Here is a 1,105-nt window from a genome sequence, read left to right as displayed (position 1 = left end):
AGGTGTGAGGGCGGCGGCGCTGGCGGTGCTGGCGCTCAATGAGTACCGACTGGGTGACAGCGAATCGGCGGTAGCGCACTGCCGGCAGGCCTTGCCGCTGCTGCGCCGCGCCAGGGATGCGGCCGAGCGCACCCAGGTGCTGTGCACCCTCGTCATGGCCCACAACGAGATGGGCCTGCATGCCGATTCGCTGGGCTTCGCCACTCAGGCGATCGAGTCGGCGCGGCAGGCCAACGATCCGTCGCTGATGAGTTGGGCCTTGAACCGCGCCAGCCTGACCTACGAAGAGATGGGCGACCCGCAACGCGCCGAGCCCTTGATGATGCAGGCGCTGGACATTGCGCGCGAAATCCGCGGTGAAGAAGAGATGTTCAGCGCGCTCAACAACCTGGCCAGCAACCTGCTGCACGCCGCCAAGAACCTGGCCAGCGAGGCACGCCAGGCCACCCTCGAGCGCGCGATAGGCTACGGTGAAGAGGCGCTGAAACTGGCCGAAGCCTCTGGCAACGCGCACCGCGAGGCCGTGGGCTTGAGCAACCTGGCCAATGRTTTCGTGCTGCTCGGGCAGTTCGACCGGGCGCTGCCCTACATCGACCGGCAGGAAGCCTTGTCGACGCAGAATGGCTACCGCACGATGCTCTTGCTCGCCGCCCTGAACCGGGCCGAGCTGGCCAAGCACAGCGGCCAGCTCGACGAAGCGGCTCGGCGCTATCGGCAGGCGCTGAGCGAAGCGCACGGCGGCACCGACGATCACGACATGATGCGCGAGCTGCACCAGGGCCTGTACGAGGTCTACAAGCAGCAGGGCGATTTCGAGAGCGCGTTGCGCCACCTCGAGGCCGTGTTGCCGCTGGAGCGCGAAGAGATGCGCCAGCGCGCCGATCGGCAGGCGCGCCTGCTGATCAACCGCATCGAGATCGAGAACATGCAGGCCGCCGCTGACCGCGCGCGCTCGGAGGCCGACACGCAGCGCCTGCGCGCCACGGCGCTCGAGTCTGAAAACCAGCGCCTGGCCGATCGTGCGATCGAGCTGGGGCGGCACGCGATGGAAGATCAGCTCACCGGGCTGGCCGGGCGCGGGCGCGGCGACTCGGAGCGGCGGCCG

General features: G+C 68.6%; 1 protein-coding gene. It reads left to right on the top strand.

Annotation, left to right across the window (positions count from 1 at the left end; genetic code table 11):
* A partial coding sequence (locus AC1DYI_RS36495; RefSeq protein WP_477208964.1) for a tetratricopeptide repeat protein occupies positions 1-1,105 on the top strand: 1,105 nt, incomplete at both ends.

Source organism: Ideonella sp. P3_A4, from assembly GCF_056403075.1.
This window is presented reverse-complemented; position numbering and strand designations above follow the sequence as displayed.